Annotated in this window: 24 protein-coding genes, 2 tRNA genes, 1 other RNA gene and 1 pseudogene; 9 read left to right on the top strand and 19 right to left on the bottom strand. The window is 66.5% G+C overall.

From position 1 onward, the window contains the following. Positions 1-25 precede the first annotated feature (25 nt). The gene (locus CAPI_RS03695) at positions 26-1,636 is read left to right on the top strand and encodes a CYTH and CHAD domain-containing protein (RefSeq protein ID WP_018016692.1); all 1,611 of its coding nucleotides are present in this window, start codon (positions 26-28) and stop codon (positions 1,634-1,636) included. Between the two features lie 3 nt (positions 1,637-1,639). Here the strand turns inward: CAPI_RS03695 and CAPI_RS03690 are convergent, their stop codons facing one another. After that, positions 1,640-1,846, bottom strand: a complete 207-nt coding sequence (locus CAPI_RS03690) for a hypothetical protein (RefSeq protein ID WP_018016691.1) — start codon at positions 1,844-1,846, stop codon at positions 1,640-1,642. A gap of 110 nt (positions 1,847-1,956) precedes the next feature. On the opposite strand from CAPI_RS03690, the gene CAPI_RS03685 reads away from it, so the two are divergent. Next, positions 1,957-3,159, top strand: a complete 1,203-nt coding sequence (locus CAPI_RS03685; protein ID WP_018016690.1) for a galactokinase family protein — start codon at positions 1,957-1,959, stop codon at positions 3,157-3,159. On the opposite strand, the gene CAPI_RS03680 is transcribed toward CAPI_RS03685, so the two are convergent. The 5 genes from CAPI_RS03680 to CAPI_RS03660 form a co-directional block, all read right to left on the bottom strand. Next, positions 3,156-4,544, bottom strand: coding sequence for a ribonuclease catalytic domain-containing protein (locus tag CAPI_RS03680; protein ID WP_018016689.1), 1,389 nt, complete (start codon positions 4,542-4,544; stop codon positions 3,156-3,158). The genes CAPI_RS03685 and CAPI_RS03680 overlap by 4 nt on opposite strands. Positions 4,545-4,650: 106 nt before the next feature. Further along, positions 4,651-5,049: RNase P RNA component class A (gene rnpB, locus CAPI_RS03675), an RNA gene on the bottom strand. A gap of 16 nt (positions 5,050-5,065) precedes the next feature. Then, a complete protein-coding gene (locus CAPI_RS03670; protein WP_018016688.1) occupies positions 5,066-6,163 on the bottom strand; it encodes a bifunctional RNase H/acid phosphatase in 1,098 nt (365 codons plus the stop codon). Further along, positions 6,163-6,840: a zinc ribbon domain-containing protein gene (locus CAPI_RS03665; protein WP_018016687.1), complete on the bottom strand. Its 678-nt coding sequence runs from the start codon at positions 6,838-6,840 to the stop codon at positions 6,163-6,165. Before CAPI_RS03665 ends, CAPI_RS03670 begins: the two co-directional genes overlap by 1 nt. Beyond that, a complete protein-coding gene (locus CAPI_RS03660) occupies positions 6,837-7,982 on the bottom strand; it encodes a Nif3-like dinuclear metal center hexameric protein (RefSeq protein ID WP_018016686.1) in 1,146 nt (381 codons plus the stop codon). The genes CAPI_RS03665 and CAPI_RS03660 overlap by 4 nt, the downstream gene beginning before the upstream one ends. A gap of 63 nt (positions 7,983-8,045) precedes the next feature. Between CAPI_RS03660 and CAPI_RS03655 the strand changes: the two genes are divergently transcribed. From CAPI_RS03655 to CAPI_RS03645, 3 genes are read left to right on the top strand one after another with little or no spacing between them, the layout of a single operon-like run. After that, entirely contained in the window at positions 8,046-8,522 is a 477-nt protein-coding gene (locus tag CAPI_RS03655; RefSeq protein ID WP_018016685.1) for a low molecular weight protein-tyrosine-phosphatase, read from the top strand. A gap of 6 nt (positions 8,523-8,528) precedes the next feature. After that, on the top strand, positions 8,529-9,443 hold the full coding sequence (locus CAPI_RS03650; RefSeq protein WP_018016684.1) for an SURF1 family cytochrome oxidase biogenesis protein: 915 nt from the start codon (positions 8,529-8,531) through the stop codon (positions 9,441-9,443). A gap of 15 nt (positions 9,444-9,458) precedes the next feature. Further along, the gene (locus CAPI_RS03645; protein ID WP_018016683.1) at positions 9,459-9,884 is read left to right on the top strand and encodes a hypothetical protein; all 426 of its coding nucleotides are present in this window, start codon (positions 9,459-9,461) and stop codon (positions 9,882-9,884) included. A gap of 90 nt (positions 9,885-9,974) precedes the next feature. On the opposite strand, the gene CAPI_RS03640 is transcribed toward CAPI_RS03645, so the two are convergent. From CAPI_RS03640 to CAPI_RS03630, 3 genes are all read right to left on the bottom strand, one after another. Further along, positions 9,975-10,175 (bottom strand): hypothetical protein, encoded by a 201-nt coding sequence (locus CAPI_RS03640; RefSeq protein WP_018016682.1) that lies wholly within the window; start codon positions 10,173-10,175, stop codon positions 9,975-9,977. Between the two features lie 205 nt (positions 10,176-10,380). Next, positions 10,381-10,453, bottom strand: a tRNA-Val gene (locus CAPI_RS03635). Positions 10,454-10,496: 43 nt separating this feature from the next. After that, positions 10,497-10,907, bottom strand: coding sequence for a DUF3052 domain-containing protein (locus CAPI_RS03630; RefSeq protein WP_018016681.1), 411 nt, complete (start codon positions 10,905-10,907; stop codon positions 10,497-10,499). Positions 10,908-11,096: 189 nt separating this feature from the next. On the opposite strand from CAPI_RS03630, the gene aceE reads away from it, so the two are divergent. Then, positions 11,097-13,868, top strand: coding sequence for a pyruvate dehydrogenase (acetyl-transferring), homodimeric type (aceE, locus tag CAPI_RS03625; protein WP_051059696.1), 2,772 nt, complete (start codon positions 11,097-11,099; stop codon positions 13,866-13,868). A 139-nt stretch (positions 13,869-14,007) separates the two neighbouring features. On the opposite strand, the gene CAPI_RS03620 is transcribed toward aceE, so the two are convergent. After that, positions 14,008-14,475, bottom strand: coding sequence for a putative endonuclease domain-containing protein (locus tag CAPI_RS03620; protein ID WP_018016679.1), 468 nt, complete (start codon positions 14,473-14,475; stop codon positions 14,008-14,010). Between the two features lie 117 nt (positions 14,476-14,592). Beyond that, positions 14,593-15,519: an alpha/beta fold hydrolase gene (locus tag CAPI_RS03615; RefSeq protein WP_156806753.1), complete on the bottom strand. Its 927-nt coding sequence runs from the start codon at positions 15,517-15,519 to the stop codon at positions 14,593-14,595. 23 nt (positions 15,520-15,542) lie between these two features. Between CAPI_RS03615 and CAPI_RS03610 the strand changes: the two genes are divergently transcribed. Further along, positions 15,543-15,830, top strand: coding sequence for an acyl carrier protein (locus CAPI_RS03610; RefSeq protein WP_018016677.1), 288 nt, complete (start codon positions 15,543-15,545; stop codon positions 15,828-15,830). Between the two features lie 167 nt (positions 15,831-15,997). Here the strand turns inward: CAPI_RS03610 and CAPI_RS03605 are convergent, their stop codons facing one another. From CAPI_RS03605 to CAPI_RS03580, 6 genes are all read right to left on the bottom strand, one after another. Next, positions 15,998-16,300, bottom strand: coding sequence for a hypothetical protein (locus CAPI_RS03605; RefSeq protein WP_018016676.1), 303 nt, complete (start codon positions 16,298-16,300; stop codon positions 15,998-16,000). Between the two features lie 256 nt (positions 16,301-16,556). Then, the gene (gene uriH, locus CAPI_RS03600; protein WP_018016675.1) at positions 16,557-17,507 is read right to left on the bottom strand and encodes a uridine-preferring nucleoside hydrolase UriH; all 951 of its coding nucleotides are present in this window, start codon (positions 17,505-17,507) and stop codon (positions 16,557-16,559) included. A gap of 3 nt (positions 17,508-17,510) precedes the next feature. Beyond that, positions 17,511-18,956, bottom strand: coding sequence for a uridine transporter UriT (gene uriT, locus CAPI_RS03595; RefSeq protein WP_018016674.1), 1,446 nt, complete (start codon positions 18,954-18,956; stop codon positions 17,511-17,513). 27 nt (positions 18,957-18,983) lie between these two features. Next, positions 18,984-19,814 carry a serine hydrolase domain-containing protein gene (locus tag CAPI_RS03590; protein ID WP_018016673.1) on the bottom strand — a complete coding sequence of 277 codons (831 nt, stop codon included), beginning with the start codon at positions 19,812-19,814 and terminating at the stop codon, positions 18,984-18,986. Positions 19,815-19,824: 10 nt separating this feature from the next. Continuing rightward, entirely contained in the window at positions 19,825-20,775 is a 951-nt protein-coding gene (locus CAPI_RS03585) for a TRIC cation channel family protein (RefSeq protein WP_040356533.1), read from the bottom strand. Positions 20,776-20,827: 52 nt separating this feature from the next. Next, complete coding sequence (locus CAPI_RS03580) at positions 20,828-21,460, bottom strand: DUF4230 domain-containing protein (protein ID WP_018016671.1); 633 nt, start codon at positions 21,458-21,460, stop codon at positions 20,828-20,830. 209 nt (positions 21,461-21,669) lie between these two features. On the opposite strand from CAPI_RS03580, the gene CAPI_RS03575 reads away from it, so the two are divergent. Then, entirely contained in the window at positions 21,670-23,277 is a 1,608-nt protein-coding gene (locus CAPI_RS03575) for an AbgT family transporter (RefSeq protein WP_018016670.1), read from the top strand. A 31-nt stretch (positions 23,278-23,308) separates the two neighbouring features. Here the strand turns inward: CAPI_RS03575 and CAPI_RS03570 are convergent, their stop codons facing one another. Continuing rightward, positions 23,309-24,100 carry a hypothetical protein gene (locus CAPI_RS03570; RefSeq protein ID WP_083893883.1) on the bottom strand — a complete coding sequence of 264 codons (792 nt, stop codon included), beginning with the start codon at positions 24,098-24,100 and terminating at the stop codon, positions 23,309-23,311. A 132-nt stretch (positions 24,101-24,232) separates the two neighbouring features. On the opposite strand from CAPI_RS03570, the pseudogene CAPI_RS03565 reads away from it, so the two are divergent. Continuing rightward, a pseudogene (locus CAPI_RS03565) lies at positions 24,233-24,655 on the top strand (transposase family protein); the annotation flags it as partial. A gap of 124 nt (positions 24,656-24,779) precedes the next feature. Here the strand turns inward: CAPI_RS03565 and CAPI_RS03560 are convergent. Next, positions 24,780-24,852, bottom strand: a tRNA-Asn gene (locus tag CAPI_RS03560). Positions 24,853-24,976: the final 124 nt, after the last annotated feature.

The following is a 24,976-nucleotide window of genomic DNA, read 5'->3' as shown; positions in this document are numbered from 1 at the left end:
GTGACACGAGAAAGGGTGACCCGAGATGGCGAACAGCGCACTCGAAAACTTCCTGGAGGTGGAGGTCAAGCTCGCCGTCGACGATGCGACGGCCGTGCCCGACCTCACCCGCCTGCCCGGAGTGGAAAGCATTGCCTCCAGCACCGAGCACAACCTCTCCGCGATCTATTACGACACAGAAGACCTGCGCCTGACCCGCGCGAAGATCACACTGCGGCGCCGTACCGGGGGCTCCGACGACGGGTGGCACCTGAAACTGCCGGCCGGCGGCCAGGGCCGTCGTGAGCTGCGCGCCCCGCTAGAAGACCCGTCTGTCATCCCCGACGAGCTGCTGTCTTCGGTTCGCGCCATCGTCCGCACCGCCCCGCTCACCCCGATTGCGCAGGTGGACAACCGGCGCGTCGAGACGACACTGGCTTCCGCAGCCGACGAGGCTGTCGCGGAGTTCTGTGACGACCACGTCACCGCCTGGTCCCTTCTGCCCGGGGGGCAGCGCACCACGTGGCGCGAGTGGGAGCTGGAGCTTACCGCCTTTACGGCTGGCACCGAGGAGGGTTCAGCCCTGTTGACCCAGGCCACGCAGTTCTTCATCGCCTCCGGAGCGCGGAAGTCCGACTCCCCGTCCAAGCTCGCCACCGCCCTGGGCAGCTCCGTCAACTCCGCGCCTCTGCCGCCGCACCTGCGCGGCGAGAAGCTGGACCCGGAAACGCCGGCGGGGGCCGTCGTCAAGGCATTGCGTTCGCACCGCGACGCGATCGTGAGCTGGGAGCCGCGGGTGCGCGCCGACGAGTGGGACTCCGTGCACCAGCTGCGCGTGTCCACGCGCGAAATGCGCTCACTGCTGGAGACCTTCGAGGGGATCCTCGAGGGCGACCAGCTCGGCCACCTCGAAGCTGAGTTGAAGGAGACCGCCGCGGTGCTCGGCACCGCCCGCGACGCGGAGGTCGTCGAAGAGCGGTTCCACGCCCTGTTTGACAGCGACGAGAGCGGTCTTATCGATGACACCGCGGCCGCCCACATCAAAAACGACATGCGCGCCGAGTACAAGCAGGCGCACGACCTCATCGTCGAGATGCTGGATTCCGACCGCTTCCTCACGCTGCTCGACGACATCGACACCCTGTTGGCTAACCCGCCCATCGCCGAAGCGGGCGCTGAGGGCGCTGAGGGTGCTGAGGGCGACAAATCCAGCGAGGAGGACTCCGACTCCCGCGAGATCCTCGTCGAGCACCTCGCCGGGGGGTACAAGAAGCTGAAGAAGCGCCACGCCAAGGTCTTGGAGCACTACCGCGACACCCAGCTCGATCTCCACGAGCGCGAAAACTATGTCCACGACGTGCGCAAGGCCGCGAAGAAGCTGCGCTACGCCGCCGTGGCCGCCGAGGGCGCCGGGCTAAAGTCGGGCAAACTGGCGAAGGCGTGCAAGGCGCTACAGTCGCTCCTCGGCGACTTCCAGGACGCCGTGACCTCGCGCGATCGCATCGAGGGCATCGCCAGCCGCGCCCGCGACAACGGCGAGGACACCTTCGCCTACGGGATGCTCTACCAGCGCGAACTCGACCGGGGAGCCGAGGCGCTCAAGGGTTACGAGGCGGCAGTTGCAGAGGTCGCCGCGGCGTTCAAGAAGGTCAAATAGGCCTTACTTTTCCCATGATGCGGGCTTGCCCCACTCCTCGTCTGCCTCCTCGGCCGCGTCGGCGCGCTGGTTGCGCTGCGCGGCCGTCGCGAGCGCGTGTTCGGCTTCCTCGCGCGTGGCGTACGGGCCCATCCGGTCGGTCCATGCCGATTCTCTGCCCTCGGTGACCTCGCCGGTCGCCGGGTTGAAGTAGAACTGCTCCTCAGACATGGGTTCCTCCCTGGCTCGCTGCTATGAGATGCCGGCCCCACCCTAGTCGCAGGGTTGCTAGTCTGGGGACTTCACAGTTCCTCATCTCAGGTGAAAGGACGTGGCGGGCGATGGCCCTCTGGACACCCGATCCCATACCTCCCGCCCAGCGCGCGGCGAAGCAGCACAGCGAGATCACCGGCGGTGAGCCAGCTGCCCTGGCTTCCGCGCCGGGCACATGGGTCTTAATCGGAGAAAATGTCGACCATTTCGGGGGCGTCACTCTCGTCGGCCTCCACTCGCTCCGCGTTGCGGTTGCGGTCTCCCCCCGCTCCGACGACGTCATCCGCATCAATGCCTCCGGCCCCGCCGGGTTCAACCTCTCCGACGAGTCCTCTTTGGCTGCACGTGCCGACGACTCCGTGACCGGTCGCCTCACCCGCCGCACACTCGGTCTTATCCACACTCTCACCACCCGCCAGCTCGTTGCCCGCTCCGCCACCGGTGTGGATATCACGGCGGCGTCCGATATCACCGTGGGCACAGGCTTGGGCGCCCTTTACGCGTGGGACGCAGCCCTCGCGCTGGCTCTAGTCCTGGGCCTCGGGCGCGAGGATGATGAGGCTCCCCTCCGCGCCCGCCTGGCGGAGGCGTGCTCCGTAAACGTCGACCTCCACTCCACCCTGCCCGTCGTGCGGGCCCGCCACACGGCCGCGCTCCGCGGCGTGGGCGAGACCATTTCCGTCGTCGACTACGCAGACGGCTCTCTCACCCAGGCTCCGCACCCCTCGCGCATGGGCGTCCGGATCTTCGCCGTCACCGCCCGGCTCGGCGAGCCCTACGACGAGCAATTCGAACTCATCGCCGCGCACCGCGCGTTTATCGACGCCGCGTGCACCAACTTCGGTGTCGACTCACTCCGCCAGCTGCCCCACGCTGCCGACCGCGTCGCGGAATGGGTCGCCGCCCGCCGCCAGTCTGGCGACACCAGCGCCCCCGCCCCCGAGGTCGCGCGCCGCTGGGTCCGCTACTGCGAAACCGAGACGCTGCGCTCCCTCGCCACCGCCAAGGCCCTGCGCACCCGCCGGGACCACGAGCTGTTCACCCTGCTCAACTCCCCCTCGGAGCACCACGACCTCGACACCCCCGACTCCCTCGTTGCGGACCTGCTCGGGCGCGGCGCCATCTCCGCGCGCCCCGCGGCCGCCGGCATTTCCTCGGCCGTCATCGCGTTCGTTCCGCACCTGCGCGCCGCCGAATTCGCCGCCTCTGCCGCAGCGGATTACGACGTTTTCGAGGTCCGCACCGGAGAGCCGTCCCACCTGGAGAACTAATCCGCCGGCCAGGCGAACGCCACCTCGCGCTTCTGTGCGTCCGCGCGGATCAAGGAGACGGCCGTTTCCCTCCCCTCCTCAGGCCCGCCGAGGCACTCGGCCAACACGGGCGGGTCCGTCACGAAGATTCGAGCCTCGTTGCGCTGCTCGTTCGACTGCAACACGATCGACTCAAAGTTATGTCCCAGCCAGGGGTGAAGCACCGTCGCCTCGGTCAGGTTAAGGCACGCCCTGTCGACGGTGCTGGCCAGCTGGGAGGTCCTCCCCATCGCCTTCACCACCCGGTTTGCGTCGCGGCTTACCCACTCGGGCACGGGCGTCCCAGCGCAGATAGCGATGCACACTTCTGTGGCGTAGCGGTCGATGAGACGTCGTAAAGGAGCTGTGACGTGGCTATAGTACCCCCCGATCCCGGCGTGGACGTCCGGTCCTTTCTCCCCCAGGTTCACGTACCCCGCCCCCCGCAGCAGTTTCTGGGCCTCCCGCATGACGGCCATACCCCGCGGAGTGTCGGCGTTGACGGCTGCGAGGAACTCACCGATCTCGCCCACGTCGAACCCCAGGTGGTGCATCTCCCGGCGAAACGCCGCCTCGGCATCTGCCGGTGCGGGCCCCAGCGTGCGCAGGAACCCCACTCCGGCGTCCACCATCATCTGACCCGCGACCATTCCCGTAAGCAGCGAGATCTCCGAGTTGTAGTCCATCACGGGGTGGCGCGGCTCAATGACTAGCTCAAAGTGGCCCTCCTCGTTTTCCACCACCCGCACGGAGGGAACGCGCAGGTTAATTGCCTTCCTCCGCAGCGAGCTCGCCTGTCGCAGCTTGCCCACCTCAGGCAGGTGCTCAATGGACGGGTGTAGGGTGCCGCGGTCGGCGTCGGCCTGAACCCCGTCGTAGTCTAACCGTGCCACGCTGTGAACCAGCGCTCTCTCGACGTTGGCCCGGCGCACCTCGCCCCGCCCGTCGAGCTCGAAGGTCCACAGCGCTGCGGGCCGGTCCACGCCCTCAAGCAGGGAGGCGTTTCCCTCGCTCAGCTCCGGGGGGTGGAGGCGCGCGGGCTCGTCGGGAAGGTAAATGGTCTGGCCACGCTCCAGGGATTCCCTGCCCGTCAGCGACTCCGGCTCCACGAAGGCCGCGACGTCCGCGATGGCGTACTGGACCCGGAAACCCTCCCCTGCCTTCTCTATGTACACGGCCTGGTCCAGATCCTTGGAACCCACCGGGTCGATCGTCACAAACGGGATATCCCGCGCGTCGCGGCGCTGCCCCGCGTGCCGATCACTAAGCGACGCCGCCTCCGCGTGCACCTCCGGAGCAAAGTCCGTGGGGACTTTGAACTCCCGGGCGATGTTGCGGAAATCCAGCGGGGCTGCGTAGAGCTTCATAACCAGCCATTGTGACAGACTTCGCCGCCGCCGGCGCGGCGCTTGGGTTTAGTCTTCGCCCCCCACCCACACGTTGACCCGTCCGAGCTGAGGGGGAAGCGGAGGGCGAATGAGCCGGCCTGTAAGCCGGATTCTGTACCCGGGGTTACCGGGCGGCGATCATCCATCTGGGCGGCCCATCGCTGGGCGCCTCAAGCAGCGACCTTCGGACTGGGCGGGCAGCCTCACGCGTCCGACATCCCTCGCCAGTGGCGCGGGCTCTTGCCTTGCTCCCGGTGGGGTTTACCTGGCCACTCGTGTCACCACGCGCGCCGGTGCGCTCTTACCGCACCCTTTCACCCTTACCCGCATGCGCGGGCGGTCTACTCTCTGTTGCACTTTCCCGCGGATCGCTCCGGGTTGCTGTTAGCAACCACCGTGCCCTGTGGAGTCCGGACTTTCCTCGGCGCCCCGCCTGCCCACACGTGGCGGCGGTACGGCGCGCCGCGATCACCCGGCCGACTCATTCGCAACCGGAGAGTTTACACCCTCTGGTGGTGGGAGGTGTCGTTGACGCAGCGCACGACGCCGAAGTCACCGTAGAACTCGACGACGCTTATTGACGCGAGGTCCAGGAAGATGTGGTTGAACGCTTCAGCGCCGGCGCCCAGCCCCTGGCGGATCATCGACTTAATCGGCGCCATATGCGTGACAACCAGCACCGTCTTGCCCTCGAAGCGCTTCTGCGCCTTAAGCCGGGCCCTCGCCACGCGGCGGTGCAGCTGGGCGAGGGATTCGCCGCTTGGCGGGGCCACGCTTGTCGACGCCTGCCAGGCAGCGAACTCCTCCGGAAAAGCACCGCGCGCCTCGTCACGGGTCAGCCCCTCAAAGGCGCCAAAGTCGACCTCGCGGAAGCCCTCGTCTTCTACGACGTCGGCCCCCAGCGTGTCCGCGCAGATCCGCGCCGTGGCGCGGGCTCTGGACAGCGGCGAGGTGAGGATGACGTCGACCTCGCCGAGCGCGGTAATGGCCGCGGCGGCGCGAGCGGCCTGGGCGGAGCCGTCGTCGGTGAGCTGCGGGTCGGAGGAGGCCCCGCTGTACTTCCGCCCCGCTGAATGCTCGGTCTGGCCGTGCCGGAGCAGGATGAAGCGCGTCAGCGGGCCATCGTGTTCGGCCCAGTGGCGCGGGCTGGCTACCACGTGGGCTTGGGCTCCCACTACGCCGGGCGCGTGACCGCGTGCGGCGGCGTCCATCGCCACGTTGGACAGCTCGTCGGCCTTTTTGTTTTTGGCTCGGGGGACCCAGGTGTAGGTGACCGTCGAGAAGCGGGCTGCGAGGTCGCGGGCTTGGCGGGCGAGGGCTTGCATGTCGGGGTGCTTGATTTTCCACCGCCCCGACATCTGCTCAACGACGAGCTTGGAGTCCATGTAGACCTCGACGGAGGTCGCTCCCGCCTCTGCAGCCGCCTCGAGGCCTTTGAGCAAGCCGGTGTACTCGGCGACGTTGTTCGAGGACTTTCGCCCCACGACGTAGGCGATCTCGGCGAGGGTTTCGCCCTGGGGTCCGTAGATAACGGAGCCCGAACCCGCGACCCCGGGGTTACCACGCGAGCCGCCGTCGGTGTAGACGGTGACCTTCACTACGCCTCCGCCCGCACCAGGAGGACGCCGCAGTTCGGGCAGGCCGGGACCTCGTCGGCGGGCGCTGCGAGAACCGCGGAGCGCTCGGACGGGGGAAGCTGGATGAAGCACCCGCCGCAGGCCCGGCCATTGAAGAAGGCGACGCCGGCGGACTCGTACGCTGCCAGTGCGTCGTCGGGAAGGGCCTCGCGTAGGGCGCCCACATCCGCGACGTCGCCTTCAGGGAGCGCCTCCACCGCACGGCGTGCAGCCTCGATCTTCCGGTCGGCCTCGTCGAGGCGCGCGCCGTGGTTGTCGCGATTGTTGCGCAGGGCGGCGATCTCGTTGTGGGCCTCTTTCAACTCGGAAAGCAGGTCCGCGATCCGCGACTTCGCCGCGTAGCGGTCGTGCTGCAGGTCGCGGCGCCGGTCCGGGTCGGTCTCGGCGGAGAGCTGGCGCTTGTCGTCCAGCTCACGCTTTTTCAGCTTCCGCTCGTCCTCTTGGATGCGCAGGATCTCCAGTTCCATGTCGTCGACGGCGAGCTGCGCGGCGGCGGCGGCGCTGGCCAGGCGCGCCCGCTCGTCGATAAGCTTGTTCAGCTCCTTCTGCTCTGGGGCCACGGCCGCGGGGCGGGACTGCGCTTGTTCGGCGGTGGCGAGCTCGAGCAGGAGCTGCTGCTTCGCGGGGGAGAGGTTCACTGGTGCTCCTTCCGGTTGTGTGGGTGCGCGGAGAGGGTCCACGGGTCGGTGCGAATGCTGATAATCCGGGTGTCCACGCCCAAAGGGGCAACGATACTCTCCGCCTGGGACGTCCACGGGAACTCGCTGGCCCAGTGCGCGGTGTCGATGACCGCGGGGCCTCCCGCGCGGAGGTGCTCGTCGACGGGGTGGTGCCGCAGGTCCGAGGTCACGTACGCATCCACGCCCAGCTTCGCGACGTCACCGAGCAGGCTATCTCCCGCCCCCGACGACACAGCCACCGTCCGCACAACCGCATCCGGGTCGCCCGCCGCGCGCACGCCCCACGCCGTTTCCGGCAGGGCGTCGGCCACCTGCTGCGTGAACTCCCGCAGGGTCATCGGCTCCGGCAGTTCACCCACGCGGCCGAGGCCCGTGGCCTGGGAGAGGTCGGCGGTGTCCTCTTGGGCGACCACGTCGAAGGCGGGTTCTTCGTAAGGGTGGGCCGAGCGGAGGACGTCGATAAGCGAGCGGCGCAGGCGCGCGGGCGCGACGAACTCGATGCGCAACTCCGCGCCCGTGAAATGCTCCCCCACCTCACCGTCCGTGGGATCTGCACCGTCTTCCGGGGTGAAGCCGCCCGTACCCTCCCAGCGGAACGAGCACTCGCGGTAGTTGCCCAGAGCCCCCGCGCCCGCGGCGAACAGCGCGGACATGAGCTCGTCGGCGTCGGCGGGGGGAACGAACACGCCCCACTTATCGATGGTCGCGGCGGACACCGGCCGGATCGGACGCCCCGGCGTGATGCCGACGAGCTCGGCGAGCTTGTCCGAGACTCCCGGGCGGGCGGAATCGGCATTAGTGTGAGCGGCGAACAGCGCGCACCCTCCCGTGAGGAGGGTGTGGATGACGTTGCCCTTCGGCGTGTGTGCCGCCACGGAGGTCACCCCGCGCAGCAGGAGCGGGTGGTGCACCACGAGGAGCTGGGCCCCGAGCTCGACGGCGCGTTCCGCCACCGCCTGGGTGCAGTCGAGGGCAAAAGCGACTCGGCTCACCTCGGCATCGGGGTCCCCGCAGATCAGGCCGACGCTGTCCCAGCTCTCCGCAAGTTCAGGGGGGTAGGCACGCTCGAGCGCGTCGACGATGTCCGCGATAGAAGTCATGGCGTCCAGCCTACAAATTTGCCATGCTGAATTGTTCACCCCGTTGCTCGAAAGGACCAGCCCATGCCAGACCCGCTGCACATCGATTTTGTCTGCACCGGCAACATCTGCCGCTCGCCGATGGCCGAGGTGATTGTCCGGTCGAAACTCAAGGAAGCCGGGCTCTCCCACGCCGTCCGCGTCACCTCCTCCGGCATCGGCGGCTGGCACGTCGGTGGGCCTGCAGACGACCGGGCACTGCAGGAGCTCGAAGACCACGGCTACGACGGCTCCCGCCACCGGGCGCAGCAGTTCGGCCCGGACCAGCAGGACGCGGACCTCATTGTCGCGCTGGAAAGCAGGCACGTCTCCGAGCTCGTCGCTCGCGGCGTGCCCGAGGACAAGATCCGTCTGCTGCGCTCCTTCGACCCCGACGCCCCCGCCGGGGCCAGCGTGGAAGACCCTTACTACGGGGGCCAGGAGGGCTTCACCACAACCCGGGAGCAGATCGAGGCGGCAGCCGACGGTGTTATCCGCTGGGTGCGGGCGCGGGTAAACTAGCACCTCGTGACAGCCACAAGGCAAGCGAAGACGGCAGCTGGGTGGGGGGCGTTCCTCACCCCGGGGTGGTTCATCGCCGCGCTCCTCATCGTGGCGTTTTCCTACGTCGCGTTCACCGTCCTCGCGCCCTGGCAGCTGGGTAAGAACGCCGACGTCGTTGAGCGGAATGAGCGGATTACCGCCGCTTTCGAGCATGACCCCGTCTCGTACTCCCAGGTCATCTCGACAGACGGGACGCTGAGCCCGGACGATGAGTGGAACCGCGTCGTCATGACCGGGCACTATTTACCGGACAAGGAAGTCCTGCTCCGGCTTCGCCCCGTCGACCGCACCCCCGCCTTCCAGGTGCTCACCGCCTTCGACATCGACGACGGCCCGACCATCCTGGTCAACCGCGGCTGGGTCGAGGCGCAAAACGGTGGCAGTGAGGTGGGAACCATCGACCCCGCGCCCGCCAACACCGTCACCCTGACTGGGTTCGTGCGCGTCAACGAGGCGATCCATTCCACCGCGCCCCTCCAGGACCAGGGCCACCTCATGGTCTACTCCATCAACACTGGCCAGGTCGGCGAGCTCACCGGCACGCAGCTCGTCGAGCCTTACCTGCAGCTCGCCGATAGCCAGCCCGGCGTGCTCACGGCCATCCCCCTCCCCGCGCTCGACACGGGCAACTACCTCTCCTACGGCCTGCAGTGGATCGCCTTTGGCGTCATGGCCCCCGCCGGCCTGATCTACTTCATCGTTTCCGAGGTCCGCGAGCGGCGCCGCTACCGGGAAGAGCAAGAAGCGATGAGCGAACTTATCGACGCCCCCGAGCCGCGCCCTTCCGACACCCCTGCCCCCGCACCGGCCCGGGAGCGCTACGGCTCCGCCCGGCGCAACCCGTGGGCGGCAGCCTACGATAGGGACGAGGAACGCTAGGAAGGGGAGGCAGCGATGCAGGAGCGGTTCACCGAGTCCGACTACGAGGCACTTTCGACCTACCTGGGGGCTTTGGTCTCGTCCGGGGCATCGCTGAACGACGGTGTCGAGGTCGACGACGTGGAGGACGAGCTTTCCGACAACTTGGCTCAGTTTCGCTGCTCACCGCTCGCCGCGCTCGCGACCGTGCGCGACCCCGACGGCAGGGCCATGGTGCGGGGCGTGAGCGCGGGGGTGCTCGCGTCCGCGGCGTTTGCCGCGCGGGGCGTGGGCGTCGAGGAGTGCATCGACTTCCCAGACCCCGACTCCCCTGGTTTTGGCTCCATACGACTGCGCCTTGGCGCCTGGGATGTCATCGACATCGGGTACGAACCAGGTGGCGAATGGACAACGCGACTGGTGCACCATGAGGGGCTCGAACCGCCAACCTACTGGGTGTGAACCCCGCCGGGTTGTCATCCTCCGAGCCCCATGAGGAAGGGCGGGGCCGGCACGGCCCCGCCCTTCCTAACAAAAACTTAAAACTTCAGGCTAGGAGTTGTTGCCGCTGTTGCGACCACCCTTGGCCTTGTCCTCCGTGGACTGTGCCTCTGCACCCTTGCGGCCCGCCTCTTTCGGGTCGGCGGAGTTCTTCTCGCCGAAGCTGCCGGTGCTAGCCTCGCCGCCCTTGCGTGCTTGCTCTTCCGTGTCTTCCCGGTTTCCAAACTGTCCGGGGTTGTTCTGGTCTGCCATAATCAATCTCCCTTTCTGCTAGAGGGCCGGAGCTCGGCCCTGAGCGATCTGCTCGTTTCCGACCATATTCACGCCTCATGAGAGTTTCAAGGGCTTCTCGGACCCCAGCCCGCTTCCCTTGCTCCACGGGTACCTCCACGGGTACGTTGCCGGCACAACACAAAGAGCTCCCCGCCCGGGGAGCGGGCAAGAGAGCTCAACGTAGTGCGCCATGACGGGCTCGAACCGCCGACCTACTGGGTGTAAACCAGTTGCTCTTCCAACTGAGCTAACAGCGCGCGCCCCAAGACTTTAGCATGCCGGGGCCGGCAGCAAAAAACGCTACTTTTTGGACCCGGCTCCGGTCAGACACGAGCCCTGCCACGTGCCCACCTTGTCGGCCCTGGTCTGCACGAGGCCCGCGAGCTGGGCGGATTCGGAGATTTCACCGGGCGCTACAGCACCGGGGGCGCTTGTGGGGGGTGTCAGGAGCCAGATGCGTCCGCCGTCGCAAAGATTGCGCCCAGCGTCGACGAGGGAGTCGACGAGGTCACCGTCGGAGGACCGGTACCAGAGGAGGACGATGTCGCAAAGCTCGTCGGTGTCTTCGTCGAGAAGCGGTTGCCCGATCGCGTCCTCGATGGACTCGGAGATCGTGGAGTCCGCATCCTCATCCCAGCCGATCTCCTGGACCACGGCATCGCTGTCGATTCCTAACCGGCCTACGTAGTTGTCAGCACCCGCGGCGCCCACGTGTGTGTCCTCCTCTGTGGATCTGTTTCAGCAACAACGCCACGATAATAGCCGGTCACCGGCCGTGCGAGGGAATATTTCTCCGCGCAAAGCAGGCTGTCTGGGCGGGCGGGTACGCTTAACGAAGTAACTGCCGGCGCGTCGAGACGCGAGACGAAGCGATTTACGGAGGCACCACACGTGGCTGACATTTCCCGCAACAGCTCGGACAACACCGTTAATGATGGCGAGTCCAACATCCCCCTGATTCGGGAGGGAGTGGCATCCTACCTGCACGATCAGGACCCAGAGGAGACCGCGGAATGGATCGATTCCCTCGACGGTTTGCTGGACTCCTCCTCACCTGAGCGCGCGCGCTACCTCATGCTTCGCCTTATCGAGCGCGCGTCTCGCAAGCGAGTACCGCTTCCCGCCCTGTCCTCCACGGACTTCGTCAACACCATTCCGACGACGATGGAGCCGGAGTTCCCGGGTGACGAGAAGATCGAGAAGCGCTACCGCCGCTGGATGCGCTGGAACGCCGCCATCATGGTGCACCGCGCCCAGCGCCCCGGGGTGAAGGTCGGCGGCCACCTGTCCACTTATGCCTCCGCTGCCGCTCTTTACGAGGTCGGGTTTAACCACTTCTTCCGCGGCAAGGATTCCGAGCAGGGCGGCGACCAGATCTTTTTCCAGGGCCACGCCTCGCCCGGAATGTACGCGCGCGCCTTCTTAGAAGGCCGCCTGGACGAGGACGACCTCGACGGCTTCCGCCAGGAGCATTCCCGCCCCCAGGGTGGCCTACCCTCCTACCCGCACCCCCACGGCATGCCGAAGTTTTGGGAGTTCCCCACCGTGTCCATGGGCCTCGGCCCGATGAACGCTATTTACCAAGCGCGCTTTAACAAGTACCTGCAGGACCGCGGCATCAAGCAGACCGACGAGCAGCACGTGTGGGCATTTCTTGGCGACGGTGAGATGGACGAGCCGGAGTCCCGCGGCCTCATCCACATGGCCTCCCTGTACGGGCTGGACAACCTCACCTTCGTGATCAACTGCAACCTGCAGCGCCTCGACGGTCCCGTGCGCGGCAACGGTCAAATTATCCAAGAGCTCGAGGCATTCTTCATCGGCGCCGGCTGGAACGTCATCAAGGTTGTCTGGGGCCGGGAATGGGATGCCCTGCTGGAGAAGGATGAGGACGGCGCGCTGGTCCACATCATGAACACGACCAAGGACGGCGACTACCAGACGTTCAAGGCCAACGACGGTGCTTACGTGCGCGAACACTTCTTCGGACGGGACCCCCGCACGTTGAAGCTCGTCGAAGACCTCAGCGACGAAGAGATTTGGGCGCTGCGCCGAGGCGGCCACGATTACCGCAAGGTCTACGCGGCGTACAAGCGCGCCCTGGAGACGAAGGGCAAGCCGACCGTCATCCTGGCTCACACGATCAAGGGCTACGGTCTTGGCCACAACTTCGAGGGGCGCAACGCGACCCACCAGATGAAGCACCTCACACTGGAAGACCTCAAGCTGTTCCGCGACAAGCAGGAAATCCCGATTTCTGACGAAGAGCTGGAGCGCAACCCGGAACTTCCGCCCTACTACCACCCCGGCGAGGACGCCGAGGAAATCCGCTACCTCAAGGAGCGCCGCGCCGAGCTGGGCGGTTACCTGCCGGAGCGCCGCACCTCCTACACCCCGCTGCGCCTGCCCGACTTCGAGAAGACCTTCAAGGCCAACTTCAAGGACTCGGGCCCCCAGCAGGTGGCGACGACGATGGCGCTGGTCCGTACCTTCAAGGCGCTCATGCGCGACAAGGAGATCGGCAAGCGCGTCGTCCCGATCATCCCGGACGAGGCCCGCACTTTCGGCCTGGACTCCTGGTTCCCGACCCTGAAGATCTACAACCCGGTGGGCCAGAACTACACCCCGGTCGACCACGACCTGCAGCTGTCCTACCGCGAGGCAACGGACGGCCAGATTCTTCACGAGGGCATCAACGAGGACGGCTCGTCGGCATCCTTCATCGCCGCCGCGACGTCCTACGCCACCCACGGCGAGCCGATGATCCCGATGTACATCTTCTACTCGATGTTCGGCTTCCAGCGCACCGGCGACAACTTCTGGGCCGCGGGCGACCAGATGGCGCGCGGCTTTATCATCGGTGCGACCGCCGGCCGCACGACCCTCTTCGGCGAGGGCTTGCAGCACATGGACGGCCACTCCCCGGTCCTCGCGTCGACCAACCCCGCCGTCATCCCCTACGACCCGGCCTTCGCCTACGAGCTTCCTTACCTCATCTCGAAGGGCATTGACCGGATGTACGGGCCGGACGGGGGTGAGAATGTCATGTACTACCTCACCGTGTACAACCAGCCCACCCACCAGCCGGCTCGCCCGGACAACCTCGACGTGGAGGGCCTGCACCGTGGCATCTACCTGTACGACACCGGCGCCGACACCGAACTTCGCGTGTCCCTTCTCGCCTCCGGCATCGGCATGCAGCAGGCTTTGCGCGCGCAGGAAATCCTGAGCGAGAGCTACGGCATCGGCGCTGCGGTCTACTCCGTCACCTCCTGGGTCGAGCTTGCCCGCGACGGCGCTGCCCTGAACAAGAAGCGCCTGCAGCACCCGGGCGAGGAGGTGGGCGAGCCCTTCGTGACCAAGCAGCTGCGCCAGACCTCCGGACCGTACGTGGCCACCTCGGACTTCGCCACCGATCTTCACGAGCAGATCCGTCCCTACGTCCCCGGGCAGTACATCGCCCTCGGCGCCGACGGCTTCGGTTTCTCCGACACCCGGGAGGCCGCGCGGCGCTACTTCAACATCGACGCCGAGTCCATGGTCGTCGCTGCCCTCATGGGCCTAGCGAACGAGGGCAAGATCGACATGTCGATCGCCGCTCAAGCCGCGAAAGACCTGCACATCGACGACCCGACCGAGCCAAACCCGAACGGCGGCACGAACGAGGAGTAGCACTTCGCTTCTCGACGCCCCCGGGGCGCGCCCAGTCTGCGCCACCGGGGGTTTTTGTCGAGGTTTTGTCGAGGTCTATTCGACCCCAAGCCACCGCAACTGCGAAACACCCAGGACGCGGAGCGCTGGCGCCGAATAGCTAGTGGCCGCGGTAGCGTCGCTGCTCGAGCTCGCCGCTGCGCAATGGGCGCGGAACGTTGCCGGCGAAGGGGTCGTCGGCAAGCGAACGAACCCGCTGAAGGGCGTTGGCCACGTTGGTGACTAGTGTGCCTCGCCAGACGTCTTTCCACGTCGCGCGGATCAGCAGGTAGCCGGCGTTGAGGATAAACTTCTCGCGCATGCGCTCCTCGGCGCTGATGAAATCGCTGGTGTACTTGGACCTGCCGTCAAGCTCGACGCAAACGAAACCGTTGATCAGCAGGTCCATCCGTCCGCTGAGCGGCACGGCGGCGAGGTCCTGGTATTCGAAGGGCACCTGGCCGCGGATGGAGCGGAACCCGGGGATTCCCGCCTCGATAAGGGCGTGCCTGCCGACGGTTTCCAGTGCGGACTGCGAGGTTGAAGCGGAATAGTCGCAGCCAGAGGCTTTTCGACGGTACCCTGCCACGCCCCGGCAATAGCAGGTCCACCCGGCCGACGCGGTCCAGGGTGTGCAGGCCCCGCAGCTGGGCAGCCGCGGGCCCGGTGATGACCGCGCGGCGCAGCTGAGCGGCAACGTTTGTGATTAGTTCTGGGTCCCCCGACACGGCGTCGAAAGTACCAGGCGTTTGATGGCGGTGGAGACGGCCCCGGGGGCGTCGAGAGGCGGCATGTGCCCGCTTTCGGGCAGGACCTGGAGGTAGGCGCGAGGCCAGATATCGTGGAGGCGCCGTGACTGGCTCACCGGGGAGACGGCGTCGCGGTCGCCCACGAGGATGTAGCCCGGGATCGTCGCCAAAACGGGCCCCGCCGCGAGCTCCGAGTGGTAAAGCAGGTCGTCGAAGTACCCAGCGTAGGTGTCAAGCGCCGTGCGCCGGATCATTGCGGCATGGAAACGGATCACAGCGTAGCGGACCGGCCGGAAGTAGAACCCCAGCGCCAGAGCGGGGGCGAGCCCCCGCGTCCCCAGCGTCAGCAGCCGTTGCGTGAGGCGCGGTGCGGAGCGGTATAGGTCCTCGAGAAGCGCGCCGACCCACCCGGCGAGTACGTGGGGCATGCCCTGGTCGGCAAAGGGCTCGACGGCCGAAGAGATGTGCACGCTGCCGACAAGGTGCAGGTCAGAGGCGTGCCGGCGCATGAGTGAGAGCGAGACCGGCCCACCCAGTGAGTGCCCCACGACGATTAGCGGGCCGGTCACCCCGCGGTCGCGAAGCACGGCGAAAACATCGTCGGCTGCGGCGTCGACCTGGCACATGCGGGGCGGGACCGCACCGGTCTTGCCGTGGCCGCGCAGGTCGACGAGCAGCTGCCGCACGCCTAATTCGGCTAGCGCGTCGACCTGCAGGTAAAACTCCTGGGACGAAATGTTGAAGCCATGCAGGTAGAGCACCGTCAGCTCGGCGCCCTCGGGGCCACGCTCGAACCAGTGGATATCCAAACCGTCGTGTCGGGTGTCACCCTCGCGGTCGAAGGTCAGGCCCGCGGTGGGGTGCGGTCTGCGCGGCATTGTCATGGTCCAAGTGTATAAACGAGCGCATGGAGCTCTCGCAACGACTTGACCTTGGCGCGTTCACCTCAAAACCGGAAGGACCCGCAGCCACTCAGTCGGACACGGAGCGCCTCATCGAGCTCATCTCGCGCTTCACCGACGTTCCCGTCACACCCGATAAGACCCTCGATGAGCTCGGCATTACATCCCTCGATCGCATCGAGCTCGCCGTGCGCGCCGAGGAGGAGTTCGGCATCCCCGCCGAGGAATCCTCCTACGCCGGCAGCCCCACCGCCGCAGACTTGGTTGCGAAACTCCCCGGCGAGAGAAAATAGTGGGTACGACAGTACCGACTTTGCCGGGTCCAGGAGACGGGGCCATCTGCTTTTCCTAGGGTGCGGCTCAGCGGGCTAACACGACTCCGCGCAGAGCCGGCCACGAAAGACCACCTGTGGTGTTGACCATTACCCGCCGAGCCCGCTTCGTGGCGCCGATAGCTACGTCACGCGGCGCGGGTTGTGCACTCGGCCACAAACCCGGCGCGGTCAGCGAGCTCGGCGAGGTTTTTCCGGAACGCGGCGAGGTCTGCCGCGGGGGCGTAAATGCGCTCCCGGCAGCCGATCGTCCCGTCGGGGTTGCGGTGCCAGCGGGTGAACCAGGCGGTTTCCCAGACGTCGAAAAGCGAGTAGTCCAGCTCCTCTTGCGGCAGATCGAGCATGAGCTTTTCGACGTCCCCCCGCAGGCGCACGGGCATACCGTCAATCTCGACGAGAGCGGGGGTAGCGGCGGCAAGTGTTGTGGTCATGGGGATCCTTCGTAGCTGACGGCACCGCGCGGTCCGCCCGTGACTAGCGGGCGTACGCGGTGAGACGAGGTTCGTCTTCCCCAACGGCCTCTGGGAGACATGGTGGCGCGAGTCACCACGCGGCGGCAACCCTCAACAACCGCTTGAATCCCCCATTCAATAAAGCGGAGGTTGAGGTTGACCATCCCGCTCTCCCGATTACCTCGGACAATCCCCTCCGGAACGAGCGGCACGGCCACCCTCCGGGGTTAAAGGCTCACCCGCGGGCAACCCCCAGCGTGGCCGCGGCGTCGGCGACGAGATCCCAGAACCGCGGGGCGTCGAGCTTTGTCGCGACCTGCGTATGGCAACCAGCGGGCGCGGGCGCCCGGAAGTCCGCCACCGTCCGGCCGGTGGTCAGCCCGCCGTGAATCTCGACGTCTACAGGTACCCTCACGGTCTGGACCACCGCGGGGTCGATGAGGTAGGCGACGGCGCACGGGTCGTGCACGGGCGGGTCGGTGAACCCCTGCGCGTCGCGGTAGTTCTGGCGGAAGGCCCCGAACAGGGCGACAACAAAATCCCCCACCTCGGTGCCCAGCGCCACGAAGCGCGCCTCCACCTCGGGGGTCGCCAGGGCTTGGTGAGTCAGGTCGAGGCCGACCATGGTCACCGGCCAGTCCTCCCGGAAGACGATCTGCGCGGCCTCCGGGTCCACGGTGATGTTGAACTCCGCCGAGGCCGACCAGTTGCCGGTGCCGTAGGCGCCGCCCATGAGGACGACCTCGCGGACGCGTTCGACGATGCGCGGTTCGAGGCGGGCAGCCAGGGCGATGTTGGTCAGCGGCCCGGTTGGTACCAGCGTGACCTCGCCGGGTTCGCGGGACATGACGGTCTCGATGATGAAGTCCACCGCGTGGCCCTCTCCCACCTCGACCCGCGGGTCCGGGAGGTCGAAGCCGTGCACCTCCATGCCGGAGTCCCCGTGGATGGACTCGGCGGTGACCACCGGCCGCAGCAGCGGGCGGGTTGCCCCGGCGCGCAGCGGGACGTCGTCAAGCCCTGCGATGGTGAGCACCTGGCGGGCGTTGTGCGTGACCTTGTCCAGGGTGTGGTTCCCACCCACGGTGGTCACGCCCAACAGTTCAATGGAGGGGTTGCCGGCGGCGAGGAGGATGGCCACGGCGTCGTCGTGGCCTGGGTCGCAGTCAAGGATAATCTTGTGCACGGTTTAGCGCGCCGCCCTAGCCGCGGCGTCCTCGGCGGCGATCGTGTCCGGGATGGTCTCGGGGCGTGGGATGAGGAACGAAGTGGCCAGGGCGCCGGCGAGCAGGACCGCTCCGGCGACCATCCCCGCGTGGTACCCGCCGCCGGAACCGGCAAAGGTGGTTGCCGCGGCGAAAATGACAGTGAAGGAAATCCCCGCACCCAGGTTGAAGGCGCCGGCGTTCATGCCCGGCAGGTAGCCCTGATTGCTCTTCGGAGCCAGCACCACGCCGAGCGAGCCGAGCATGATGTTGGCGATGCCGGCGTAGGTCACACCCGCAGCAATCGACAACGCCAGCAGGAGCGGGGGCGTCGGGTGAGCTGCAACGTACAGCCCGAAGAGGACTGATGCGATCGCGCCGGCGATGCCGATCTGCAGCATGGCCTTATACCCAATGCGCCCCGCGATGACGCCGGAGACCGGCCCGAAGATGAGGCCGGCGATGGCGTAGGGAGTCAGCGTCCACCAGGCCACGACGCCGGCGGACAGGCCGGGGCCGTTGACTGGGTCCTGCGCGAGGTTGGGAACCAGCCCGTTCATGACCGCGAAGATACCGGTCATGGTAAGCGTCGTGGTGGCCAGCAGCGCCCACGTGCGGCGCTGGCTCATCAGCTCGGTGGATACCAGTGGGTGAGCGTTGGCCTTTTCCACGCGCCAGAAAACCACCAGTGCCGCCGCGCCGACAACAAGCAGCACGGCGACGAGGAACCAGTTCGCCGCTGCGAGAGCACCGGCCTCGTTGAGCGCGGTGAGGATCGCCCCCACCGCCACGACGAGCGGGACCACGCCCTTCCAGTCCATCGGCTGGGTCTCGTCGGACTTCGTCTCGCGCAGGCCGAAGCGCACGGCGACCGCGGCAGCGAGAGCCATCGCGCCGATGACCCAAAACAGGGAGCGGAAGCCGAAGGTCGCGGTGAGCCAGCCGCCGAGGAGCGCGTCAACGCCCGCGATGCCGCCGTTTACCGACGTCAGCACCCCAATGAGCAGCGCGAACTGCTTCTCCTCCCGCACCGCCTGGCGCAGCATGACCGACGTCAGCGCCACCGTCGGCCCCGACACGCCCTGAATCACGCGGCCGATGAAGAGCACCGCCACGTTGGGCGCCAGTGCTGCGACCACCGACCCAACGACGGTGATGATCATCATTCCGGTCAGAACCTTGCGTCGCCCGATGAGGTCACCCCAGCGGGGCATGAACAGGGAAAACAGCGCGGCCGCCGTGAAAAACGCCGTCTGGGTTAGCCCGATTTGCGCGGTGGTCGCGCCCAGGGCTCCTTCCATCGTGGCCAGCGCCGGTGCCAGCATGGAGGCGTTGAGCTGGAAGGCGAAAACGGCGGTGAGCAGGGCCAACATCAGTGGCCACACCTGGCGGGACGGCAATTTCTGCCCCGCGGCGGGAAACGTTGTCATGGGCCCTGATGCTACTTCACGGCCCCTCTACAAAACCGCGAACAACTCCGAATTTGTCTCACACCACAGTGGCTTGGCCCAGTCCCCGAATTGCCGGTCCGTCAGCACGGCGCAGGCGGTTCCCGCGTGCGGCGACTTAGACCAGGCGGGCACCACCCATAGGTAGGTCCCCGCCATGCCGAAGTGCCCGACTACGTCGGCGGGCATGTTACGCCCGGTCCAATGCGGCTCCTTCGCCCCCTTGATTTCAAAGCCGAGACCCCACGGGCAGGGTTTTTGCATGCCGTAGCCAGGGACGATGCCGCGCAGGTCGCCGAACTGGTTTGTGAACGCCTCGCGCAGCGTCGCCTCATCAATTAGCGTCGGGTGGAGCAGCTCGGCCGCGAAAGCGCGCATATCGCTTAGCGACGCTCTCCCGCCGTGACCGGCCGAGCCGTAGATCTCCGCGGTGCCCATCCCGAGGGGGGCGAAGACGCCTTCCTGGGCGTAGTCGGCAAACGCGATGCCGGTCTCCCGCTCCAGGTGCTGCGCGAGTATCTCGTAGCCAGCGGAGGAGTAGATGCGCCGCTCCCCCACCGCCTTCTGGGGCTCGGGGGTGTCAAAGCCGACGCCGCTGGCGTGGGAGAGCAGGTGGCGGATGGTAGAACCGGCGGGGCCGAGGGCGTCGTCAAGCGAAAATGCCCCCTCCTCAGCCGCGAGGAAGATCGCGTAGGCTGACAGGAGCTTGGTCACGCTGGCGAGTTCGTAGACGCGGGCCTCGTCACCGTAGGTCGCCTCAACAGGGCCGACGATCGCGGCGGAGACGTTGTCGGCGGGCCAGGGGTTAAGCAGCGAATCGAGGTGCTCGGAAAGGTCCATGCGCCCGATGCTATCGCCTGCGGCGGCGCAGACCCCGCCAGCCGCTTGAACCGTTGCTCTCGCCGGCGTCGAGGTAGGCGTTGTAGAGTACGTCGATGAACTCCTCGCGCGAGGGGTTGTCGCCCACCTGCTTCTTCACCTCTTCCTTGGTGGGCTCACCGGCGTTGTCGGTGCCCAGTTCGCGCTGCTCCTCCGCCTCGATCTCCTCCATCTTCCCGTGACGCCACTGACGCATCGTGGCGGGCTCGATCGAACGGGCGGCGGAGCGTGCGGACTCCTCGACGCCGCTGAAGGACTGGCGCAGCTTCCACGCGAGGTCGTTGATCGGCGCGAAGTCCTGCCGGGCGGGGATGTAGCAGCCCGTCCAGTAGACGAGGGCGGAAATGACGAAAGCCAGGATCGGGGTGAGCACCATGCCCAGCTCGTGGTGGCCGAGGCGGTAGAGCACGACGTTGAGAGAGCCCGCAATGACGGCAGGGATGGCCATCATCTGCTGGTTTTTCAACAAGGCGGGGATGCGCCCGATCATTATGTCGCGGATGACGCTGCCGCCGGTGGCGGTGACCAGCGCCATGAGCACGCAGCCCAGCGAGGACACGCCCTCGAGCAGCGCCTTCGTCGAGCCGGTCACGGCCCACACCCCGATGGTGACCATGTCGGCGTGGTATTGGAACATCGTCCAGGTGAAGCCGTGCAATCGGGTGAGGAAGGCGGTGGCCGCCCCCGCTATGGCCACCCAGATGTACTCCGGGTAGACGAGGGCGGCGACTTTTCCGGTGTCGATGAGCACGTCGCGCACCGCCCCGCCCGCCAGCGAGGAGATGATGGCCAGGAGCAGGAAGCCGACGATGTCGAAGTTCATCTTCCGGGCGATGGTGCCCGCGACGAGGCTGGTCAGGAACACGCCAATGAGTTCCAGGACCCGGTAGGTCGTCTCGATGGCCGGCGTCATCTCGATCATGTCCACCGCCGCGAGTGTACCCAGCGCCGCGCTTATCGACGCCCCGCCGGACCTACCTCCAATTCACCTCCACTGCGTAGTCCTCCATCGCGGTGCCCTCGGTGAGCGCCTCGCCGTGGTTGCGCAGTAGCTCCTCGACGCGCCGGTCGGCGCGCTCGAGCAGGCCCTGCTCCACGGCGGTGTTCTCCGCGTTGCGCTCCTGCTCGGCGAGGAAAGCGGAGACATCCTGGACGCGGACCTGATTAAGGGGGTTCATCGACTGGTCGTAGACGTTGATGCTCTCCGGGGAGATGGTCGAGCTGAGCACCTCCGCGTGCGGGGTCGTGATGCTGAGGGTCCGGACGGTGTCGTCCAGCCGGACCTCGATGAGCTCTGCGTTGCGGATGCCGGCCTTGACGGTCCCGTCATAGGTGACCAGGAAGTTGCGCCCCGTGAAGGGGACGGTGCGCCCGGCGATCTGGAAACCCCGCTGGTCGAAGCTGCCCACACGGGAGTAGGCGTACTCCTCCGTGCTCAGCTCGGCGATCTCGTTGAAGGCGGCCCCGAGGCTCTCCGAGGTCATGGAGGTCTTGCCCATCCCGAACAGCGTCGGCCGGACAACGAAGAGCGCAGCGATGAGCACTGCCGCGAGGGCGAGGAGCGCAAGGACGTAACGGAGGATTCGTCCGGGGCGGGCGGGGGTCATGCGGTCTCCTAGGTTTTTTGTTTCGGGGAGAGTACGGGATCTCACAGATTATCAGCAGGCGGCACTACGCTTTCACTTACGCTGTCTGGGCCGCGACCCCCAGAAGGAGCCCTGTGTCACACTTACGGGCTGCGGGCATTTAGTGTGGAGGGCAACAAACGCTCGCCATTGGCGCGCCCGCCCGTTGCCCCCGACCAAGAAGCACACCCATGGCAGGATCTACGTCCCCGAAAGAAAACGACGCGAAGCAGCCGAAGGAGCCCGCGGGTTTCCTCGGCACCGTGGAGAAGATCGGCAACAAGCTGCCGGACCCCTTCTGGCTCTTTGTCATCCTCTCCGGTGTGGTCGCGGTGACGTCGTGGGTCGGCGCGCGCATCGGTATGTCCGCGCAGGACCCCGGTTCGGGCGAGACGGTACACGTGGAGTCGCTGCTGACCGCGGAGAACATCTCGAAGATGGTCACGGAGGCCGTGAACAACTTCATCACCTTCCCGCCGCTGGGCGTGATCCTCTCGGTGATGCTGGGCGTAGCCGTCGCCGAGCAGACGGGCCTGCTCTCCGCGATGATCCGGGCGATGGTGAACAAGGTTGGCCCGAAGATGCTCACCTTTATGGTGGCGCTCGCGGGCGTGACCGGCTCGGTGGCCTCCGACGCCATCTACGTCATCATCATCCCGCTGGGTGCGATGGCGTTCTTTGCGGTGGGCCGCTCCCCGATCGTCGGCGCGATGGTGGCCTTCGCAGCCAGCTCCGCCGGCTTCAACGCCTCGCTCATTTTGAACATCACGGACCTGCTGCTGGCGGGCATCTCCACCTCGGCGGCGCACATCGTGGACCCCGAGTACACGGTGTCCCCGCTGGCGAACATCTTCTTTGTCATCCCCTCGGCGGTCGTGCTCTCGCTGATCATCACCGCGGTGACGGAGATATTCGTGGACAAGAAGGCGTGCCAGCTCATCGACCACGATGACATCGAGGAGCACGAGCTCTCCTTCGCCAACGCCACCGCGGGCGACTCCCCGGATGACGCCAACGAGGAGGACCTCGAGCTCTCCCCCACCGAGTCCAAGGCCCTCAAGGCCGCGGGCCTGGCCCTGCTGGCCTTTGTGGCAGTGTTCTTCCTCCTGTTGCTCGTGCCGGGCTCTCCGCTGGCCAGCCAGGAGGAGAGCTTCCTGGAGTCGCCGCTGATCACCGCGATCGCGGTGCCGATCGCCCTCGGTTTCTTCCTCTGCGGCCTGACCTACGGCCTGGTCGCGGGAACGATCAGCTCCAGCGCGGACATCCCCGACATGATGGCCACCGGCCTGAAATCGCTGTTACCGATGCTCGTGCTCTTCTTCGCGGTCTCCCAGTTCCTCGCCTGGTTCCAGTGGTCCAACCTGGGCTCGTGGACCGCGATCCGCGGCGCGGAGCTGTTGCAGCGCTGGGACCTGCCCGTCGTGGTGCTCTTCGCGGGTTTCGTGCTCATGGTCGCGGTGATCAACCTGCTGCTCACCTCGGGCTCCGCGCAGTGGGCACTTATGGCGCCGGTGGTAATCCCGATGATGATGTTCGTCGGCGTCTCCCCCGAGGTTACGCAGATGCTCTTCCGCATCGGCGACTCCCCCACCAACATCATCACCCCGATGTCGCCCTACTTCGCGCTGGCGCTCACCTTCCTGCAGCGCTACTACAAGAAGGCAGGCGTGGGCACCCTTATGTCGCTGGCACTGCCCTACTCTCTGGCGATGGTCACCGGCTGGTTTATCTTCTTCCTCATCTGGTACTACGCGGGCATCCCCCTCGGCCCCGGCGCGCCGATGCACTTCGAGCTTTAGCTTGTCGACGCCTCCGGGCGCGCAGGCTCCGTCAGGCGCGATACACCGCGTCCGCCACCATCAGGTCCTCCCACGGCATGCCGACGGTCTCGAACACGATCGGCCGGTCCCCCCCGGGCTCAACGGCGCCCGTGACCACGTCTTTCATGCGGATCAGATCGGAGGCGGCCAGCGCGCCCTCGGTGATGGCGAGGGTGACGTCGCCGGCTTCCCGCAGCGCGGCGTCCACGCCCTCGACTATCACGTGCGCCGCGCCCATGAGGTCGGAGGCGAGCTCGCGGGCGTCGGTGGTGTGGGAGCCGACGGCGACGACGAGGGCGTCGGGGCGGACGTCGTCAAGCGCAAGGATCGGGGAGGTCGCGGTGGTCGCGCAGACGACGAGGTCCGCAGCCTTGAGCGCCGCGGCCGCCTCCGCCGAGCCCGCCTGCAACCAGGGGTGCCCGAGGTCCACTTCCGTGCGGCCGACAAAACTAATCGACGCCCCCTCAGCCCCCACCACGGATTCCACCGTCGCGGCGTGCCCGCGCCCCTGTGCACCGGCGCCGATGATGACCACCTCGAGCGGCGAGGCGGCGCGCGGGAGGAAGCCCTTGACCCCGGCGAGGAAGACGGCGGGGGTGCGCAAGGTGGTCAGGGCGGTGCCGTCGAGAAGCGAAAGCGGCGCGAGCATGGTGCCGTCGATGAGCAAGTACTGGCCCTGGATGAGCGGGAGGGCGGGGTCGTGATCCTCCGGTTGGATCGCGAGGATTTTCACGCCGCTGACGCGCGGGAGCGACACCGGCCGGATGTGCGTCTCCCCGCGTGAATACACCCGAGTAAGCACTTATTTCAGTCTCCACCAGAGCCTGGGCCGCCAAACGCCGGCAGAGATTGAATCAGAGTTTCGGAACCACGACCCATCCCGAGAGATAATAGGAATCAAGGCAAATGCCTAGGAACATAACCTGGGGCACTACACCCGAACGTCCGCAAGGCCTACAACAGCCTCAACCACCTCTGGCGCAAAAACCTGCTGTTCGTTCACCTCGACCAACCCGACGCAATACTCGACCCCGCCCGCGTGAGATCCACCACGAACAGTCTCGAAGGCGGAATCAACGCCCGCATAAAAGAACTCGCCTACGCCCACCGAGGGCGAACCAACGAACACCAGCGCCGGATGCTGGATTGGTGGCTCTACCTAAAAACGGAACTGCCTGACGATCCAGTTCGAATCGCCAGACAGTCCAACTGGGGCCAGGATTAACTCGCCAAAGTTTCAACCCCGACCCACAACGAGAACCACACCGACCACGAAACCGGACGGCCACCCCTCTACGACAACGATATCGACACCACCTACACCCACTCAATCGACATCCAAAAAGGCCACATCTAACCCCCACGACACGCCGATACCAGATACACATTTTGACCCATAGCCCCGAATGAGCACCGTGGGCCGCGGCGCCGAATCCACTATTTTAGGCCCGCTTCAAACGAAGCGGGCCTTCAATAAAATGCTCCTCCAACTGGGCTCGAACCAGTGACCCTTCGATTAACAGTCGAATGCTCTGCCAACTGAGCTATGGAGGAATACTGAGCGTCGCGGTTGTTCGCAACGCTCAGTAACTATAGCGAGGGTTATTGATTATGACCAAATCCCCCCTCCTACCAGCACGAACACCGCCCTCCGATCCGGCGTGATGGCTACGGGGAA

The sequence above is a fragment of the Corynebacterium capitovis DSM 44611 genome, assembly GCF_030440535.1.
GTDB lineage: Bacteria > Actinomycetota > Actinomycetes > Mycobacteriales > Mycobacteriaceae > Corynebacterium > Corynebacterium capitovis.
Note: the sequence above shows the minus strand (reverse complement) of the source record. Positions and strands in the feature narration are given on the sequence as shown.